This is a genomic window from Paenibacillus apiarius (genome assembly GCF_017052585.1).
In the GTDB taxonomy this organism is placed as follows: Bacteria; Bacillota; Bacilli; order Paenibacillales; family Paenibacillaceae; genus Paenibacillus_B; species Paenibacillus_B apiarius.
On record NZ_JAFFHZ010000001.1, the window covers coordinates 3,885,062 to 3,901,113 of the forward strand.

A 16,052-nucleotide genomic window follows, 5' to 3' on the forward strand; every position below is an offset into this window, starting at 1 on the left:
CTGCGCATGGAGCCGGTTGTTTCGCTATATATGAGCTTGGGGTGCGGCGGCTTTTTTTGTGGGATTACGTCGAATAAGCTTAAGTTTTATCTCAATAAGTTTAAGTTTTTATCACAATTGTTGAATGTGGCAAGGCGCTGATATACTTATGCGTGGAGGATGGAGAAAGGGAGATGAAATTTTGTCTGGAAAATGGAAAATCTCAATACTGATGTTAACCGTAATCGCTCTCATTAGCGGTTGCTTCGGGGAAAAGCCGGTGGGCATTGTAACGGTTCCGATCGATCCGGCTTCGCCGGATACTTCCGCGACTGTCTATTTGAACGAAATTTACGCGATTTCCGCCGACTCCGCCAATAAGCGGGCGGCATGGGAATTCATTAAATTCGTCAATGGCCCGGAAGTGGCGAAGGCCGCTTCGCGAACGTTAGACGGCGGCCGGATTCCGACGCGCAATCAATTCTTCAAGGAAATGGACGGCAAGAGCATGGAAGCCTTCTATATGCTGAAGCCTAAAGATAGTAACACGTCCTGGGGCAATGATAAAGTGCCGATGGAGTTCTACCAGCCATTCCGCAAGCTGGAGACGGAAGCGCTGCAAGCGGTTATTGACAACAAGAAGACGGTCGATGAGGCGGTAGCCGAGCTGCAGCAAAAAGGGGAGGTCGTATTGATTAAAGCGCGGGAAGAAGAGAAAGCGCGCAAGGCGGCGGAGCAAGCCAAATCCGGTTGATCAAGCGATAAAGCGTCTGGCGAGGCGACCGAAGGGACACGCAGGCGATGGCCGTCGAGCGTTGGCATTCGCTTCCTTCTTCGCTGTCCGGTATAATAATCCTTGAGGTGAAACAAATGGAACCTTTATTGCAAATTGATCGCCTGACTGGCGGGTATAGCATCGGCAGACCGGTGCTGCACGATATAACTTTTAATGTAAACGCAGGTGAAATGGTCGGACTTATCGGATTGAATGGTGCAGGGAAGAGCACGACAATGAAGCATATTCTCGGTTTGCTGGAGCCGCATTCGGGCAAGGTGCGTCTGCAGGGGCGTGCGCTCTCTGAAGCTCCGGAAGCTTACCGGGCTGCACTTGCTTACGTGCCGGAATCTCCGATATTGTATGATGCGCTAACTGTGCGCGAGCATCTCGTCTGGACAGCAACCGCTTATGGCGTAGAGCAGATATTATTCGAGAAGCGGGTGGCGGAGCTGGCCGACCTATTCCAGATGAAGCCGCATCTGGAAAAGGCGGCGCAGCACTTGTCGAAGGGGATGAAGCAGAAGACGATGCTGATGTGCGCATTTGCCGTTCGTCCGCCCTTGTATATTATTGATGAGCCATTTCTCGGGCTGGATCCGCTAGGTATCCGGTCGCTCCTGCAATATATGAAGGGTGTGAAGGAGGAAGGGGCTTCACTCTTGGTCAGCTCTCATATTTTATCGACGATCGAGCATTATTGCGATCAATTCGTGCTTCTCCATCATGGCCGAGTCATGGGAGCGGGAAACGTTCACGCGCTGCAGGAGCAGTTGGCGTCCCGTTCGGCTGAGGCGGCTACCCAACGCTTGGAAGACCTCTTTTACGCTTGGGTCGGAGGAGACGATGCATCGGACGGTGGACTGACATGGAACGAGTAGAGCGGGAGCTGCGTGCGGCCAAGCTGCCGATCATGGAGGCGGAAGCGTTATGGCAGCAACGGGTGCGGCGGTTCTGGGGAAAAGTGTTGCCGTACCTGCGTTACGTCATTCAGAGCGGGCTGGGACTGGTCATCGTCTTTGGATTCGTGACAGGGGTGGCGCTATATGCCTCGTTTCTGGATCAGATTCCGCCTTCTTTCCCTGTGCGGGAATTGGCGTTGGTGCTCTTGGCGCCTGCGGTCGCATATACGACGTACCGCACCTTCTTGGAGCCAGCGGATCTAGTGTTCCTGCTGCGCATGGAGCATCAGCTGGGAGCATATATGAAGAGGAGCGTACGCTACAGCCTCTGGCCGCGTATGCTGCTCTTGGTTGCGAGCTGGTGTGTGCTGTGGCCGCTGTACAACCGTGCAGACGCGGAGCCAAAGGGTTTTGTCCTCTCGTTGGCGGTGCTGCTGCTCTTTAAAGCGGTTGCCGCCTTCGGCGCTTGGAAAGAACGTCACATCGTTGATCCGAAGTGGCGTCTCAGCAGTCGGCTGTTTCGCTATATATGGGCTTGGGGTGCGGTGGCATGCTGGTTATGGCTCAGCTTTCCATTGGCCGCACTGTCCTCCGGGATCGCCGGAATTGTCTATATTGCGTGGCTGCTTACGCGGCGTACACTGCATTTCCCGTGGGAAGCGCACATTGCAGCAGAGAAGGTCCACGAGGGACGCGTCTATTTGTTCTTAAGCGGCTTCGTCGATATGCCGGCTGCGGAAGAACGCCGCTATGCAAGACCGTGGCTCAAGCGGTACGGAGACCGCTTTGCGTTCACACCGCAGGCTGCCTACCGTTATCTGCTGGCCAAAACATTCGCCAGAAGCGAGCTGCTGGGCATTATGCTTCGATTGAACGGATTGGGACTGCTGCTGTTAATCTGGACAAGCGACTCTGAATGGAGCGCGCTCTTATATGGTTTATTCGTATTTGTTATCGGCGCACAGCTTAAGACTCTGTTCACGTATCACCGTCATGATGTATGGCGCACGATATATCCGATACCGTTGAATGCGCGCCATAAAGCGGCGCTCGATATGAGCACCCGCGTTCACTTGGCATCGGCCGTGGTGTTAACATTACCGTTATGGTTCGGAACGACGTCGTGGAGCTTTAAGCTGACAGTGTTGGCTGGCGGCGCGGTCATCGCGCTCCTATCTCGCATGAAGCGAGCCCGCGCACATACAGAGGATGAGGAGTAATGCTGGCTTCAAGCTGACCTGTGAGAAAGGGAAAATCGTTGCTTGCTTCACCGAACGCGGACAAGAGCTTTTGGCGGCTGCATTACAAATGGATAAACGGCAAATGAGTTTTTTTGATGAAACCGCTCCTTTCGACAATCAGGTGATGTGATTGCCGGAAGGCGGTTTTTTTTCACGCTGAGAAAGGAACAAGGTTGAAAATTGCGCAGACATCCGATATCGATTTACTTTGCTCATGTATCTAGTGCACTCTATTCTGTCCGGAGAAGGTATGTCCTTACGAATCTCTTTTGGCCACTCTCCCCTTCATTCAGGCTGCATCACTTTGCCCTGCATGCGAATCGTAATCAAGTATGGAAAGTACTCAAGTATAGAAGTGAACAAGTTGGCCGGGCGGGTTATCCTTCCGTGACGGTTCCGGCTGGTAATGAAACATAATGGCAGACCTTATAATGTTACGTTTCTGGGGAAGCCGTATATGGAGCCAGTACTGATGCAGTATGTGTCCGTATTCGAACAGGCGATGCGAAAGCGGGGCCGCCTCGAATAGAGAAGTTCGGGACATAAAAAAGAATTTACAAGTTATGGGGCATAAGATACCATTTAGGTATCAATGGTTGTGGGAGGATATTCCATTCATGCAGATCCAAACGGATGAAGAGAAAGAGCGGCGAACCGGACGAAACCGGCGTCATTTGCATTTGCGAATGAGTATTTTTTTCTTTGTCACATTTCTCGTCTTTACCGTGTTGATCGTGCGAATCGCTCTGCTGCAATTTGTTCAGGGCCCCGAATTAAGGAGCCAAATGCTGAAAATCGGCACGAAGAGCATTGAAATGTCCCCGATCCGGGGCAGTATTTTTGAGGCTGCAGGCAATAAACTGGCATACTCGGTTCCGACCCATTCGCTATATTTTAAAATGGAGAAAAATTATACACCGGAGGAAGCGCTGCTTATCGCGGCTCAGATTGAATCGGTGATTGAGCGGTACGGCGATCCAAATAAGCCGATGACGAAGGAAATGATATACGAGCAGATGGACATCCGCTCCCGGGTCAATTATGGCTATGTCCCGCGCAGAATCAAAATTGATTTGACCGAGAAGGAAATCGCTGTTTTTTTGGAGAACAGGGATAAGTACCCGTATATCGATATACTTGAGGAAGGCATCAGGCAGTATGATGAGGACAAGGTCGCTCCGCAAATTATTGGTTATTTGCGCAGATACAATACGGCAAAACAGCATTTGAACGCCTATAAGCACATTGATAATGAGAAGCGCGCTCCTGAGCGCAAATATTTAGAAAACGAGTTTGTCGGCTTCGACGGCATTGAGCTGATGTACCAAGAGGAGCTGCGGGGAGCAAACGGGAGCAAAACGTATCCCGTCAATTCGAACAATAAAATTATCGGACCGATGGAGCTGACCAAGCCGGAAAGAGGCTTGGATATTCATCTCACACTGCACAAGGACGTGCAATTAAAGACGCGAACGGCAATCGAGAACCATCTTGTCAAGCTGCGCAATTCCAATATAAAGGCGGAGCGGGCGCCGAACGCCATTACGGGGTATGCGGTTGCCATGGAGATAAAGACAGGCAATATTATCGCAATGGCGAACGTGCCTGACTATGACACGAATGTTTGGCGTACTGGGAGGATTGGCACAGAGGCATTAAAGCAAATCGGCTCCAATCAATATAACGGCACTGTGCGCGAGGTGTTCCAAGATTACGGCAGCAAAAAAGAAAACAACCTTCATCCATCGTCACTCGTCTATCTCGGATCCACGATGAAGCCGCTGACGGTGCTAATTGGATTGCAAGAGGGCTTGATTCATCCGTCTACGACGTATCGCGACATTGGCTATGCAGAGTTCGGACGCAAAGGGAAAGAGGCCAGAGTGCATAATGCTTCAAAGCATGCTCTTGGCTTGATGGATCCTGCACGCTCCCTGTCGTCATCGTCGAACGCCTTTATGGTCGACATGATCGGAAACCCTTTATATTTGCAATACGGGAAAGAAAAAGGACTTGAAATATGGGATAGGTATATGAAGGCGTTCGGTCTCGGCACCCTTACGGGAAGCGGCTTCCCCGCAGAGTCGGAAGGGATTCGCGACTACATGCAAGCGGATCAGACGGGGCAGGCTTCGCTTGCCTATGCGTCGTTCGGACAGCAAGGGAAATATACGACGCTGCAGCTAGCACAGTACGCGGCGACGCTTGCCAATCACGGGAAGCGGTTGAAGCCTCAGTTCGTCTCGAAAATTACCGATGCGAGCGGGAAGACGATAAAGGAGATGAAACCGGAGATTATAGGAGAAATCAAGTTCAAGCAAGAATATTGGGATACCGTGGAAAGAGGAATGCTCGGTGTCGGGGTGCGGGGCTTCGACGGCTTTCCATACAAATTCGTGCGCAAGACGGGGACGTCGGAGCAGGCGATACCTGGCCGGAAGGAGCTGGTGGAGAATGCGGTCTTCATCGCGTATGCGCCAGCCGAAGAACCGGTGCTCGCTGTCGCCGTCGTCGTGCCTGAAGGCGGATATGGAGCCTGGGGTGCCGCTCCGATAGCGAGGCACATATTCGATGCGTATGATGAACACTTTGGCTTGAAGGGGAAGCCGAGGAAGAAGACGGACAACGGCAAGTAACGGGGCAATAAAGATGGAGGCAGACAACGTCAGCCTCCATTTTTATGCTGCGCTATATCACATTGGACTCTAGGGCATTTCCCGTATAGCTGTGGGGAGGCTGCTCTGAGCGCAATGGGGCGACGTCACAAGGCAGGAGACGGTGCAGGGTCCGGACGAATCGCACGGTTCCGGTCTTGGAGCGCAGCACAAGGGAATGCGTTTCCGCGTAATGCTCCTGCGTCATGCGAACGCCTTGCAGCACATCGCCCGGCGTAATTCCCGTTGCGGCGAACAGCACATCGCCATGCCCGGATAAGTCCTCCGTCATCAGGAGCCGATCTGGCTGCGATATGCCCATCTGCAAGCAGCGTCTCACTTCATGATCATTGGCAGGCAGCAGACGGGCTTGCAGCTCGCCGCCAAGGCAGCGCAGCGCTGCTGCGGCCAGCACGCCTTCGGGAGCGCCTCCTGATCCGACATACAGATCAACACCGGATTCTGAAAAGGCGGTGGCCATTGCGCCGGCGACATCTCCTGCATTCAGCAGCTTCAAGCGCACGCCCGTTGCCCGCAGGCATTCAATCTGCTTCGCATGCCGTTCTCGATCGAGAATAGAAACCGTCATTTCCGACAGGTCGCGCTTAAGTACAGCCGCTGCTTTCTTCACCGTTACATCGAGCGGATCATCCAGATGGAGATGGCCGCGCAGCTGTGGCCCGCATGCGAGCTTCTGCATATACATGTCAGGGGCATGGAGGAGCTGCCCCGAGTCTGCAATGGCAAGCACGGACAGTGCGCCGTTCAGCCCTTTCGCCACTAATTCGGTCCCCTCCACCGGATCGACGGCGACATCCGCGTGTGAACCTGCCCCGGAACCGACTGTTTCACCTATATAAAGCATCGGCGCTTCATCCATTTCCCCTTCGCCGATGACGACTTGTCCCCGTATCGGAACGGTTTCGAACATGTTCCGCATGATGCTGGTCGCAGCGCCGTCCGCTTCATCCGTATTTCCCCGGCCTATCCACCGCGAAGCTGCTAGTGCCGCTGCTTCAGTAACGCGAATACATTCCAAGCTTAATTGTCTATCCATGCTGATCTCCCTCCAGTTTTTAAATATGACGTACTAAATGGATTATATATTGCGTCTTATTAGATAATATGATATAAAATATGGAAAAGCAATTGGTTAATTCACACATACTGAAAAATTGTTGCATGAATACGATACTTTAAGGCGTCATATTTATAGGGTATCTCACTAATGAATTCGCTCACAAGAATGAAATATGACAGCATAATCTCACAGCGCGAGTTCAAAAGGGGATTTTGTGAACAACCTCTAACAGTGCAAGATACCCTTCACAAACTTAAGGGAGAGGTGGATGTCCGATGGAACACGGGCAGCATCAAATGTTGGGCATTATCTTATGTAAACGTTGCGAGCGAATCATTGCGGAACAGGATACGGAAAGAGTCATGATGTACTATGTGGAATGCGGTTCGCATGACTGTCAGGAGCAGACTAGTGCGGAGAGAGAGGTACAGCATCTTGAATTCTAATATGAATCACGCAGAGCGGTGGTTTGCCCCCTCGGAAGCTGCGAATTCCGTTCAGGCCACATTTGATGAGAACAGCTTTAGGCTCATTTCATTACGTCAGCGAGTCGTGCGCAATGTAGGCTATGTATGGGAGGAGACCCGTGAAGTGCAGGAGCGGCAAGGCGTGCGTACGGTTGCCCGTTGCGCGCATATGCTCGAAATGCAAGCTGCTATTGCGTCTGGTTGCTCCACCCTGCTCGTTATACCGGGCCGCCAGCCCTTCATGAGTACCGAGAGACAACGGCTTGTACGGGAGGCGCTGCTCTCTGGAACTGCATCGGAGCGGGGGGGCGCGCTTCATAAATTAGTGCCGTTCATGACAGCGGAATATGAACAACTTCTGATGACGGCTGGTGAACATACAGGTATACACATGCATGTAATGCTTGCCGATGCTCCGCTTAAAGAAGTGCTTCCAGCTCTATCCGACCTGGAACAGCGCATGGAGGTGCTGCAGCGATTGGCTGCTGAGAGCGACGATTCATGCGAACAGCAGCGCCTGAACCAGCAGTGGCTGAAGCTCAGGCAATGGAAGCAATGGCTTCACGATGCGTATCATGAACCGGTGAATATTTCCACGGTCATTCCGGAATGGATAGATATGCAGGCGGAGGCGTTATTCCGTGCGGAGCAGCGCGCGCATGACCGCGGTCGGGACGTGAGCCTATCCGTTATCCTTCCTTTTGCCGGCGGTGAGTGGAAGCAGCACGCGCAGTTCGTGCGCACCGCCGCTGAACAAATTCGATGCCATGATGCAAAACGAAACGCGCCGCTTGTTGGCGTATGGCTCAATTCCTGTATTTCTCAATATGAGGATAGCGGATTGCTGCGGGATTTGACCGAGGCGGATATCGTGTGGGCGTGTTCAGATAAAATCAGTTATGGGTGACTCCGAAAAAAGGCGCGCGCAAGAAATGCTCTTCGTCGTTGCGAGGAGAGCGTTTCTTATCGCGCGTGAAACTATTGTACGAAGCGAGGGGATTGAAGTAAGATAGAACTAATGAAGCTGCATAAGCAAATTGATGAAATTAAAGGAGGTTTGCGCCATACAACTCACACCGCGTCAATCCGAAATTGTGCAACTGGTTAAACGCCTCGCGCCGATTACCGGGGACCTAATCGCCGAGCAGCTTGGCGTAAGCCGACCGACCATACGTTCCGACTTGTCTGTGCTTGTTATGCTAGGGTATTTGGACGCCAAGCCCAAAGTCGGTTATTTCCCGGGAAACATCACGCAAAGCGCCTCTCTGCAGCCGATCGATATCCGCGTGCAGGATGTGCAGTCCATGCCTGTCATTGTCAGAGAGACTTCTTCGGTACACGATGCGGTCGTCGCCTTGTTTTTGGAGAATGTAGGCAGTCTTATCGTTGCAGACGAAGAAGGGATGCTGCTCGGCGTCGTATCGCGGAAAGATCTGTTGAAGGTGACGCTGGGCAATACGATGGCAGGGACGATGCCGGTTAGCTTTGTCATGACCCGTACACCGCTTATAACGGCGCAGCCGCAAGATTCCATCCTGGATGCCGCTAAAAAATTGGACGAGCATGATATTGATACACTGCCCGTCGTCGTCCCCCAGCAAGGAGACGCCACAACGGAGAAATGGGAAGTGGTGGGACGCGTATCGAAGACCACGATATTGAAAGTGTTCCTTCGCCATATGAAGGGATGGTAAAGGAAGGGGAACCTTTAAATGGATGGACTCAGCCAGCAATCTCCATATGTCATTACCGTATGTTCCGATTCGGTAGGGGAAACTGCGGAAAGCGTCGTACGGGCCACCGTACGTCAATTTCAAGGTCAAGAGGTAAAGATCAAGCGGGTCAGTCATATAAAGCATGAGGATGAAATTCGGACTGTAATGGAACAAGCGAGCAGTGAGGGCGGCTTTGTCGTATACACGCTCGTGCAGCCGGAACTGCGCGAGATGATGAAGGAAGAAGCCATCCGGCTAGGAGTGCGCGCCGTCGATATTATGGGTCCGATGATGCAAGCGTTTATCGATACGTTCAATGATGCGCCCCGCCGACAGCCGGGCTTGCTCCATCAGATGGACGACGATTATTTCCGGAGAATGGAAGCGATTGAATTCACCGTCAAATGCGATGATGGCCGGGATACGACGGCAATTCTGGAAGCCGACATCGTGCTTGTCGGCGTGTCCCGCACTTCAAAGACGCCTTTAAGCATTTTCCTGAGCCATAAAGGCTACAAAGTGGCAAATGTGCCGCTCGTTCCAGAAGTGAAACCGCCGCAGGAAATGTACCAGATTTCCGGCGACCGCATCTTCATGCTGACGATGAGCGCCGAGCAGCTGCTGCGTATCAGGGAAGAACGGCTCAAGTCATTGGGGCTTCCGAACGGCTCCAGTTACGTGTCCACGGAGCGGATTCAAGAAGAACTGCATTATGGAAGCGTGCTGGCGGATGCATGGAAGTGCCATGTGCTGGATGTGTCGGATAAAGCTATAGAAGAAACAGCCAACATTATAGTCCGGTTGCTGCTATCGTAAACAAAAGGCTGGCGAACCTCCAAGGAGAGGAACGCCAGCCTTCGCCGATCAGAATAATCGCTTGGGCCGGCAGCGAGTTGCTGCCGGCTTCTTGCTATATAAACACAGGCTCAACTTATTGGGTCAGGTCAATGACTCCCCGGTAGATCGTGTCAAACAATTGTTCCAGATGCTCCTCTTCGATGCAGGAGAAGGCAATGCGCAGATCGGTCTCGCCAAGCGCGATGGTGCCTACGCCATACTGGTTCAAAAGATGGGTGCGAAGCGTCTCGGCTTGCACGGTATTCAACTTCAAGCACATGAAGTAACCGGAGTTGAAGGGGTAATAGCTCCATACGTCTCCGTATTTCCCGCTGTCGAGCAGAGATTTCACTTTGTTGGCGCGGGATTTCATGATGTTGAACTTCTCTTGCTTCTGCGCATCGAAGTCCGGAGACTGGAGCGCGTGAAGCACGAACGTCTGCGAAGGATGCGGCCCGCTGGAAATCGTTGCGCGAATGATGCCGAGCGTCTTCTGCTCAAGTGCGGACAGCAGTGCTTCGGACTCGGCGGCATACGTGATGAACCCTACACGGAAGCCCCAGACGTATTCCTCTTTCGTTGCGCCGTCTACCTTAACAGGCAGCACATTCGAATGAAGGGATGCCAGATTGCCGAACAACGATTCATGCATGGAATCTTCAAAGAACAAGCCGAAGTAGGCATCGTCCGTCACGACGACAAGCCGCATTCCGGCTTCAGCCGCTTCTTGAATCGCAGCGACGATCGCTTGTCCCTCTTCCCGGCCCGGCGTATATCCCGTAGGGTTGTTCGGGAAGTTCAGCAGGACGATGGCTTTGCCTTTGTCCCGATTGGCAAGCAGCGCATCGCGCAATCCCTCGCTGTTGAATTTCCATTCCTCATTGTAGAGCGGATAGTATACCATCTCCGCCCCGCGGCGGATGCCGAATGTCAGTTCATAGTTTTCCCAATTTTTATCCGGCATGATGACGACGTCGCCCTCATCAGCGAACAAGTCGGCTACGATACTTAAACCATGCGTCAGCGCATTGGTTACAATCGGGTTGCTTATTTGCTTGCCTTCAAGCGAAGGGTTCTCCTTCAGCATCTTCTCGCGCCACAATTTGCGCAGCTCCGGCTTGCCTGCCGGCGGTGCATATGGATAAATATCTTTCGGGTTATAGGCGGAAAGCGAATCCTGAATGACACGAAGGTGCATCGGTGTTCCGCCTTCAGTGGCGATTCCGATCGTTGCGTTGAAAGCTTTCGCTTTGCTTGCTGCTTCCGCGGATTGGCTCAGAATGCCTTCCTTAGGGAAGTAAATCTGCTGAGCGAGGCGGGAGAGCATGGCATAGATGTTCGGATTGTCTTGGCGAATCGTTTCATTCAATTGTTGAGACAGTGGGTTCATATCGTCCATCCTTCCAACATCATTCTTTAAGGCCCTTTTGATCACGATGAATATCTTGAAGCAAATTCGACATCGAATCTTGCAATCACCCTCGAAGTCCGGTGCTCATGTAGTCTCGTCTACACTCCGCTCCTCCTTCTTCGGCTTCTTGCAACCTTCTCGGTGCTGAAAAGGGCTCCCTTTTGATCACGATGAATGCCTTGAAGCAAATTCGACATCGAATCTTGCAATCACCCTCGAAGTCCGGTGCTCATGTAGTCTCGTCCTACACTCCGCTCCTCCTTCTTCGGCTTCTTGCAACCTTCTCGGTGCTGAAAAGGGCTCCCTTTTGATCACGATGAATGCCTTGAAGCAAATTCGACAACAGGCGCCTTAGAAGCTTACATAACTTTTTCCTATTATATCATCATTTTTCCACATTCGTCACGAAAGAATGGATTGAGGGGCTCTGTTGCAAAACCATGTACAAATTGTGACTTCAGGTGGTAGTATAGTAAAATAGTGCAAACTTTTCGAATAAAGATGCAGGAAATTTTCTCTGCTCACCCCAATAAATTTATTTTGCTTGCAAGAGCGATAGAGAAGGAGGCACTCACCGTGTTAAATGCTGCGCCGACTTTGTATGAGTTAAAGCCGGCTTGTGCCAAGATTACGTGCGAACCGAATTGGAAATGGCTGAAGCGGGAGAAGGCGATGCCGAATTACGACTTGTTCTATGTCTGGGGAGGGGAAGGGGAACTGTTCCTCAATGATGAGCCGCATGAAATCGGCAAGGGGAGCTGTTTTCTGTTTCGCCCAGGAGACCATACGTCCGCTACGCATAATCCGCAGAAGCCGTTGACACTGACGTATATCCATTTTGATGTCAATACGGAGGTCACCGAAATTCCCGCGCCTTATCGGAAGCTGGAGGAGACGGTCGACTTCGAACATTTGCTGGCGCGTTATGTCCGTTTGTTCCTGGCGGATACTTATGGGGCCGAGATTGAAGCGCAGCTCGTCTTAAAGCAGCTGATGATCCATCTGCTGCGCGTAGACAAGGAAGAGCCTGGCGAGCGAAAGACAAGCCATCAATTAGCCGAGTCCATTCAAGAAATTGCAAATTACATCCGCCAAAATCCGGGAGCCAATCATCGTATACAAGATTTGGCTAAACGGGCGCAGCTGTCGCCGCGTTACTTTTCCGTGAAGTTCAAAGAGCTGATTGGCATGTCGGTACAAACCTATATTATTCGTTCCCGCATCGAGCGGGCAGAGCATCTGCTGCATCACGCGGGCATGAACGTCACGGAGGTGGCGGATGCGCTCGGCTATCGGGATATTTTCTTCTTCAGCCGCCAATTCAAGCAGTATACCGGACGCAGTCCATCCGAAATTCGTTAAGGATGCGGGCAGGCGCGGAATCGGATATGAACATGAACAAGGCCGCTCTCGGTTCTCTTCCCACACAATGGAAAAGAAACGGAAGCGGCCTTGACATTCATCTATTGAGTTAAGCGAATGAGCGGCCGCGCCACGATTAAGGCTGTTGCTTCAACTGGCGCTCCGGCCGCGCATGCAGCTGCCCCAAGCCTTCTCCCATCTTTACCTTCGCGCCGAGCTGCAAATCGCTGCGCGGTTCGAACGTTCCGCTCTCCGTCAGCAGCACGACAGTTGAACCGAATTCAAAGTAGGCAAGATCCTGTCCGCGTTCATAAGACGGCAAGACAGTATCATTCGTATAGCGGATACTGCTCACGTTGAGCGCTCCTACTTTGACAACCGCCACTTCACCTGAAGCATGCCGAATATACGTAATTAAACGTTCGTTGCGGCTAAGTACTCTCGGCATATGCTGCAGCCCGAAATCATTGACCGGATATACCCGTCCCGGCACATGCTCGCTCTCGACGGTGGTACCTTTTACAGGGGAGTGAATACGATGATAATCGGTAGGGCTCAAATAGAGCACAAAGCAATAGCCCCGCTTGTACTTTTGCCGATGCGGCGATCGGTGCAGCAGCTCATCGAGCGTATAGTCTTGCCCCTTAACGTTAAAGATGAGCCCCTCTTCAATCGGCCCCATCCCGGTAATGAGCGCGTCGACAGGACTGAGCAGGGTTTGCTCCCCTTCGGTGAGCGGCCGCATTCCCGGCTTTAACCGCCGCGTGAAGAAGTCGTTCAACGTGCGGTATTCAAGGAGCGGCTTCTCCGCTTCCTCCACCTTTATTTTGTAAGTCTTCGCAAAAGTGGGGATCAATTTCCGGCTAAATCCCGAATTGGCAAAGTTTCCGGCTATGCGCGACACCCATTTGCGAGAGGACAATTCGGTTAATAGCCGTAACAATCGTTTCGTCATCGTTTACAATCACCTGGTTTATGTAGCGCCTTCATGGGACGCTCTGTATTTTGTCATCACACAGAACCACGTTGCCCGTGCTTCCTGTGGACTATCTTGACACAGAACGCCCCTTTTTTCAATACAATAGTACATAACGGCGCTAGCCAATTACCGGTGTTGATATTGATGAAGTAACGAAACTCCGTAAGCGATGGGGTTGGCATATGTGGCCTTCCACGTTTCGATCTGATTTGCCTCGCGAAAGCTGTAACGTTGGTCCCGTCCGTTGCATTCGATAAACAACGGCATTCCGTCCGGAGAAACTCCTATATCGAGCCCGATGTCTGCCAATCTGGGAAGAACTTCAGACAGTCGGCAAGCGACCCGCAGGGAGAATTCGGATACGCGCTGATGAAGCGCGGCATAGGGCAGATGGGGACACGCGGCAGCCGCCAGATCCTCGAACCGTTGGACCGTACCGCCTTGCGCGACATTCGTTAAGAAGGTGTGAGGCGGAGCGACTTTGCCGACGATGCCTGTTATTTGCCATTCTTCCGTGCCGTCACGCTGCACCGATACCCGTAAATCGAACGGGCGCTGTTGGTACGTTGCTAAAGGAAGCAGCTGCTGCACAAGGTAGGTTTCATTGGCAAGCTTAGACATGACACCCCAAGGCAGGCTGCCTTGCTCCGTCTCCGCTATTTTCCAGTGGCGAACACGATTGGCGGTGCGAACCATGTACGTGGTCCGCCATCCGGAACGCTTGCGTTCCAGCTTCATGACGCCGCGTCCGATGCTGCTGTTATCCGGCTTTAGTATGAGCGCGTCGTATCGATCCATCATTGCAGTGATGGACGCTTGGTGCGCGATGGCCGTATCAGGCAGGTGGGGAGCAATACTGCGATCCGTGCTCAACAGATCATGAATCGTCATTTTCCCGTACCGGTTTACTTGATTAAACAGAGCGACTTCACGCTCAACCAAAGCGCGAACGCGGGCATGCGCTGCCGAACGAAAATAAATGGCCCTATTATGGATGACGCGGGGAAGAGGCATGCGGCGCTTTACATAGCCTCCGCGTCCTCTCACATAGGCGGTGACCTCCATGTGGCGAATATCTACGTCTTCGATGCGGAAGTAACATGGAATAACTCCGAGCTTCCGCGCAGCTTCTTCATAGAACGCAATCGCTTCGTGCTTTGTTTTTCCACGGATCAGCCCGCGCAATAGATTTGCATTGAACAAGATGCCGATTCGGTTATCGGACATGGACGTACCTCCTCCAGGTTCAAAGCGCCATGTACGCTTTGCCAGCGGCGTTAATGCATCGTATGTATGTCTCCTGTCAAGGGTATGGACGAGTGCAGAAGGCCGAATGTCTAATTTAGCTGTAATAGGGTGAACGACAGGATTAACGAAAGGAGGAACGCTATGCGACTACCTAAGGTGGCAGTCATTACTCCAGGAACGTTCCCGATTCCTTCTGGTTCCAGCAGTTCCGTGGAACGTGTGGTTGAATATGTGGCTAGCTTGGCTTCTGACCGGATGGAAGCGCGCATTTATTCGAAGCAGTGGTTCGGACAAGAACGGTATGGAACGGTTCGCGGCGTGCCGTGCGAACGTGTCAGTGCGGGCAGTTCACGAATGTATTTGCAAGGAGTAATGCAGCAGCTGCGCGCGTTTGCTCCAGACATCATTCAGGTAGAGAATCGCCCGCGCTTCGTTCTGCCTCTCATCCGCTCCTTTCCGGATTCCAGGGTATGGCTCAGTCTCCATTCCACGACATTTATTAATCCGAAGCACATTGCGCGGAGAATGCTGCGGCTGGCGCTGCGTTCCGCTGATCGAATCTTTGTTAATAGCCGCTATTTGTTCAATCAAGTAGCGACGGCATGCCCTGAATGCGCAAGCCGCATCATCATCAATCCGCTCGGAGTGGATGGAGAACGGTTCATATCACGCTGGACGGGGGACGGTGAACGGAGAGTGCAAGCGGGCAAGCAGATGCAGGGATGGGAGCATCGCGACATCATCATGTACGTAGGGCGGATTATCCCCTTGAAAGGGGTGCACTGTTTGCTGCGGGCTGTGCCCCAAGTCATCGAGAAGCACCCACAGGCGCTGTTCGTCATCGTCGGGAGCGCATTTTACGGTTCCCTGCGCAAGACAGCCTATGTGCGCAGGCTGGAGCGAATCGGCAGAAAATATCCGCATCATGTCCGCTTCGTCCCTTACGTCCCGCATGAGGAAGTCCCCAAGTGGTATGCGCTGGCGGATATGGCCGTGGTTCCGTCCGTGGCACGGGAAGCATTCGGTCTCGTTAATCTCGAAGCGATGGCTTCGGGGGTTCCCGTCGTGGCGACCAGAGTAGGCGGCATTCAAGAAGTTGTAAAAGACGGGGTGACTGGGTTGCTCGTCCCGCCATTCCGCTTGAAGGAGCATTTGACCGGAGCGTTGCTTCGTATGTTGGGGGACAGCGATATGAGGCGCCGTATGGGAGAGGCCGCTGTACGGCATGTGCAGACCCAATTTACTTGGAAACAAACGGCGGAACGCTGGGCGGATGAGGTATGCGGCTGCCACATCGAGTAGAACTCCATATCCGAAAAAACCGCATGCTTCTAAATGTTCTGCAATGAGTGGCATAGGCGAGTGACGGGATGGCACTCGGGTGCATATAATGTTTTAGGT

At 52.4% G+C, this 16,052-nt stretch carries 14 protein-coding genes; 10 read left to right on the forward strand and 4 right to left on the reverse strand.

The features are described from left to right. Positions 1 to 181 precede the first annotated feature (181 nt). From JSQ80_RS17375 to JSQ80_RS17390, 4 genes are all read left to right on the forward strand, one after another. The gene (locus tag JSQ80_RS17375) at positions 182 to 733 is read left to right on the forward strand and encodes a type 2 periplasmic-binding domain-containing protein (RefSeq protein WP_206096135.1); all 552 of its coding nucleotides are present in this window, start codon (positions 182 to 184) and stop codon (positions 731 to 733) included. 116 nt (positions 734 to 849) lie between these two features. Beyond that, positions 850 to 1,635 (forward strand): ABC transporter ATP-binding protein, encoded by a 786-nt coding sequence (locus tag JSQ80_RS17380; protein ID WP_206096136.1) that lies wholly within the window; start codon positions 850 to 852, stop codon positions 1,633 to 1,635. After that, positions 1,623 to 2,876, forward strand: a complete 1,254-nt coding sequence (locus JSQ80_RS17385; protein ID WP_206096137.1) for an ABC transporter permease — start codon at positions 1,623 to 1,625, stop codon at positions 2,874 to 2,876. The genes JSQ80_RS17380 and JSQ80_RS17385 overlap by 13 nt, the downstream gene beginning before the upstream one ends. Positions 2,877 to 3,514: 638 nt before the next feature. Further along, positions 3,515 to 5,533 carry a peptidoglycan D,D-transpeptidase FtsI family protein gene (locus JSQ80_RS17390; RefSeq protein ID WP_206096138.1) on the forward strand — a complete coding sequence of 673 codons (2,019 nt, stop codon included), beginning with the start codon at positions 3,515 to 3,517 and terminating at the stop codon, positions 5,531 to 5,533. A gap of 52 nt (positions 5,534 to 5,585) precedes the next feature. Here JSQ80_RS17390 and glpX read toward each other — a convergent pair whose 3' ends face one another. Then, positions 5,586 to 6,608, reverse strand: a complete 1,023-nt coding sequence (glpX, locus tag JSQ80_RS17395) for a class II fructose-bisphosphatase (RefSeq protein WP_087436014.1) — start codon at positions 6,606 to 6,608, stop codon at positions 5,586 to 5,588. 299 nt (positions 6,609 to 6,907) lie between these two features. Here glpX and JSQ80_RS17400 point away from each other — a divergent pair, with 299 nt between their 5' ends. From JSQ80_RS17400 to JSQ80_RS17415, 4 genes are all read left to right on the forward strand, one after another. Continuing rightward, on the forward strand, positions 6,908 to 7,078 hold the full coding sequence (locus JSQ80_RS17400; protein WP_087436015.1) for a GapA-binding peptide SR1P: 171 nt from the start codon (positions 6,908 to 6,910) through the stop codon (positions 7,076 to 7,078). Further along, entirely contained in the window at positions 7,068 to 8,006 is a 939-nt protein-coding gene (locus JSQ80_RS17405) for a phosphoenolpyruvate protein kinase (RefSeq protein WP_206096139.1), read from the forward strand. Before JSQ80_RS17400 ends, JSQ80_RS17405 begins: the two co-directional genes overlap by 11 nt. Before the next feature lie 133 nt (positions 8,007 to 8,139). Then, positions 8,140 to 8,793: a helix-turn-helix transcriptional regulator gene (locus JSQ80_RS17410; RefSeq protein WP_087436017.1), complete on the forward strand. Its 654-nt coding sequence runs from the start codon at positions 8,140 to 8,142 to the stop codon at positions 8,791 to 8,793. A gap of 18 nt (positions 8,794 to 8,811) precedes the next feature. Next, complete coding sequence (locus JSQ80_RS17415) at positions 8,812 to 9,630, forward strand: pyruvate, water dikinase regulatory protein (protein ID WP_206096140.1); 819 nt, start codon at positions 8,812 to 8,814, stop codon at positions 9,628 to 9,630. A gap of 115 nt (positions 9,631 to 9,745) precedes the next feature. Here JSQ80_RS17415 and JSQ80_RS17420 read toward each other — a convergent pair whose 3' ends face one another. Continuing rightward, complete coding sequence (locus JSQ80_RS17420) at positions 9,746 to 11,041, reverse strand: aminotransferase class I/II-fold pyridoxal phosphate-dependent enzyme (RefSeq protein WP_206096141.1); 1,296 nt, start codon at positions 11,039 to 11,041, stop codon at positions 9,746 to 9,748. Positions 11,042 to 11,638: 597 nt separating this feature from the next. Between JSQ80_RS17420 and JSQ80_RS17425 the strand changes: the two genes are divergently transcribed. After that, complete coding sequence (locus tag JSQ80_RS17425; protein ID WP_087436020.1) at positions 11,639 to 12,424, forward strand: helix-turn-helix domain-containing protein; 786 nt, start codon at positions 11,639 to 11,641, stop codon at positions 12,422 to 12,424. 136 nt (positions 12,425 to 12,560) lie between these two features. Here JSQ80_RS17425 and asd read toward each other — a convergent pair whose 3' ends face one another. Both asd and JSQ80_RS17435 read right to left on the reverse strand, forming a co-directional pair. Next, positions 12,561 to 13,379, reverse strand: coding sequence for an archaetidylserine decarboxylase (asd, locus tag JSQ80_RS17430; RefSeq protein WP_206096142.1), 819 nt, complete (start codon positions 13,377 to 13,379; stop codon positions 12,561 to 12,563). A 150-nt stretch (positions 13,380 to 13,529) separates the two neighbouring features. Next, positions 13,530 to 14,630 carry a YheC/YheD family endospore coat-associated protein gene (locus JSQ80_RS17435; protein ID WP_206096143.1) on the reverse strand — a complete coding sequence of 367 codons (1,101 nt, stop codon included), beginning with the start codon at positions 14,628 to 14,630 and terminating at the stop codon, positions 13,530 to 13,532. A gap of 162 nt (positions 14,631 to 14,792) precedes the next feature. On the opposite strand from JSQ80_RS17435, the gene JSQ80_RS17440 reads away from it, so the two are divergent. Continuing rightward, complete coding sequence (locus JSQ80_RS17440) at positions 14,793 to 15,953, forward strand: glycosyltransferase family 4 protein (RefSeq protein ID WP_087436023.1); 1,161 nt, start codon at positions 14,793 to 14,795, stop codon at positions 15,951 to 15,953. The last annotated feature ends 99 nt before the right edge of the window (positions 15,954 to 16,052 follow it).